Raw genomic sequence first — 2,619 nt, 5'->3', positions numbered from 1 at the left:
ACTAACCGGGCTCGAGGCCTTGCTCCGCGAATGCGGCACCGACTACCGCGACAGCCAACGGCCGTACTACCGGGACCAAATTCTCGAGAAAGTTCGCCGCGGCGACTGGCTGCTGGTCAGCCGGCGCCCCTTCAAGCCGCTGAGCGGCAAGCAGCGCTCCTGGACCGATGATCTCGGCTTTTTCGGCGGTCAGCCTACCGCCCCCGCCGAGTCCAAACTCCCGCCCGATTGGAAACCCTTCACACCCACCCTACAGGCCAGACTGCGCGTCGCCCTGCGCATCGGCGTGTTCTTCGACGGCACCTACAACAACGCCGCCAACGCCGCCCAGGGCCAGCTCTGCGGCGCCCAGCACGCCATCACCGAGGATGACCTGGACGCCAGCTGCAAGCCCTATATGCGCGACCCGGAGAGCAGCTATGGCAATGGCGTGACCAATATCAAGCTGCTCCACGACCTGTATCCCGAAACCCAGAAGCTGCCGACCAGCGCCAAACAAGCTCATCGTCGGGTCTATGTCGAAGGCATTGGAACCCGTGCAGGCGAAGAGGACAGCCCGTTCGGAGCCGGAACAGGACGTGGTGCCACTGGCGTGGAAGCGAAGGTGCGGGACGCATTCAGGTATGTCCGGAGAACATGCTACGACTTCATCGACGAAAACCCCGAGTATGAAATCGAATCACTGACCATCGACATCTTCGGCTTCAGCCGCGGCGCAGCGGCGGCTCGCCACTTCGCCAACCAACTGGCCAAGGGTCGCAACGGCCCGCTGGGCATGATGTTCCCCGATACCACCAGCACCTTCAGCAAGGACCTGAGCGGCCGCTACGGGCAGGGAGTACAAGTGGCCTTTATCGGCCTGTTCGACACCGTGGCCTCCACCGCCGGCCTGGCCAACCTGGGCAATGTGCGCAGCGCCAGCACCCCGGGTCTTCAGCTCTACCTGGCACCCGAGCACTTCCCAACCGTGGTGCACCTGGTGGCGCGGGACGAATACCGCGCCAACTTCGCCCTCAACAGCACCGCGCCCGAACACCGCGAGCTGGTCCTGCCCGGCGCCCATGCCGACCTGGGCGGTGGTTACCTGGCCGAAGCCGAGGAGTGCCTGCTGGTCAGCCCCATGCAGGCCCTGGAAGTGCCGCGCCACACTCCAGTGGAGCACACCAGTATCTACCGTGATGCCAAGCGGGCCCGGGACGCCTGGCTGGCCAGAGGCTGGACGGCGGAGATGTTGACCATCGTCACCCCCGGGGCCCGGCCGCTGCCACCCGATCCAACCGACCGCCTGGCCCCACCACGCAAGCGGGTCTATGCCGCCCTCCAGCTGAAGCGCCCGGTGCGCGGCGAGCTATCGCGGGTCTACCTGCGGCTGATGCATCAATTGGCCCGGCAGCACGGGGTAACGTTCAAATCCATCGACGAACAGGATCCAGACTTGATGCTTCCTGGAGAGCTACGCCCCCTCAGTGCGCGATTTATCGCGGGCGACTACAGCACCATGCCAACCGAAGAACGGCTGCTGCAACTGCACTACATCCACTGTTCGGCCCACTGGAACCCGCCCACACGCCTGCAGGGCCAAACACCCCGCACGGGAGTCGCCTTGACCTTTGTAAACGCCCCCACCGCCGACGAACAGCGCGCGCGCCACCCCCACTCCCGGACAGGAGCCTGATCTCATGCGGTATTTCATTACCCTTCTAGGGCTGCTGGTCACCGGCTGCCAGGCCATGGACCCACTGTCTGGCGCCCAGGACGAACACAATCCCTGGTGGAGCCAGGGATTCGTCCAACCCGCCTATATGGAGGTCTGGGTCGAGGACAGCGCGGTCATTGATGTTAAGGGCCGGCTATTCCGGCATACCGGCCGGGGCATTGCGGCTGGTTATGAGCCGGAGGATGGCACCGAAGCCGCCCGCGGATGGGGTGGCGGCGCGGGCCCCAGCGGGGTCGCGGTGGTCGGCGCCGACCTTCCCCAGCGCATCTACGTGCGCTGGCAGTCCATCGTCGAGCCCCAGACTTATCGCGCCTGGGTGGACATTCCGGAGGAAGCACGGCAGATCATGCGCGACTCCGTCGCCTGGCGCTGTCCTGAGAAACCGCACAGAGTGTCAAATTACCGCGCCACGCTTTACCTGGGTCTGGCCCCGGGCGGCACCATCCAGGTCTGGGTCTACAACCGCTGCTACAAATCGGTCAAGGTGGCCCGCGCCCAGGCCGAGGTGGAGCCGCTGGGACCACACCTGGGCAAATCGGGAGGTCACTACTATCCCCAGTCGGAAGCCTCTAAGCGCTACATCGAACGCTTCGGCATTCCCTACGGGAGCTGGTGATGCATCGTTTCCTTGTCTTCGTCGGCCTGCTGCTGGTCAGCGGCTGCCAGGCCATGGACCCGTTGTCCGGGGCCCAGGATGAACACAGCCCCTGGTGGAGCTTGGGTTTCGCCCATCCGGCCTATATGAAGGTGTGGGTCGAGGACAGTGCAGTCGTCGATATCCGCGGCCGCCTGTTCCGAAATACCGGCGGTGGCTCAGCCGCCGGCGATGAACCGGAGGATGGCACCGAAGCCGCCAGGGGCTGGCGCGGCGGCGCGGGCCCCACCGGCGTCGCAGTGGTCGG

2 protein-coding genes and 1 pseudogene are annotated in these 2,619 nt (G+C 65.4%); all 3 read left to right on the top strand.

Annotation, left to right across the window (positions count from 1 at the left end; genetic code table 11):
• The coding region (locus E8F11_RS02170; protein ID WP_280287167.1) for a DUF2235 domain-containing protein at positions 1–1,675 on the top strand (1,675 nt) is incomplete at its 5' end.
• Positions 1,676–1,679: 4 nt separating this feature from the next.
• Positions 1,680–2,333, top strand: coding sequence for a DUF2931 family protein (locus tag E8F11_RS02165; RefSeq protein ID WP_280287166.1), 654 nt, complete (start codon positions 1,680–1,682; stop codon positions 2,331–2,333).
• Positions 2,333–2,619, top strand: a pseudogene (locus E8F11_RS02160) (hypothetical protein); the annotation flags it as partial. The gene E8F11_RS02165 and the pseudogene E8F11_RS02160, both read left to right, overlap by 1 nt.

Origin of the sequence: Pseudomonas sp. BN417 (assembly GCF_029871205.1) — a bacterium.
Classification (GTDB): Bacteria; Pseudomonadota; Gammaproteobacteria; order Pseudomonadales; family Pseudomonadaceae; genus Metapseudomonas.
Note: the sequence above shows the minus strand (reverse complement) of the source record. Positions and strands in the feature narration are given on the sequence as shown.

Coding starts and splice junctions, on each gene's coding strand:
- E8F11_RS02165 (WP_280287166.1), top strand. CDS start 1,680: ATGCGGTATTTCATTACCCTTCTAGGGCTGCTGGTCACCGGCTGCCAG.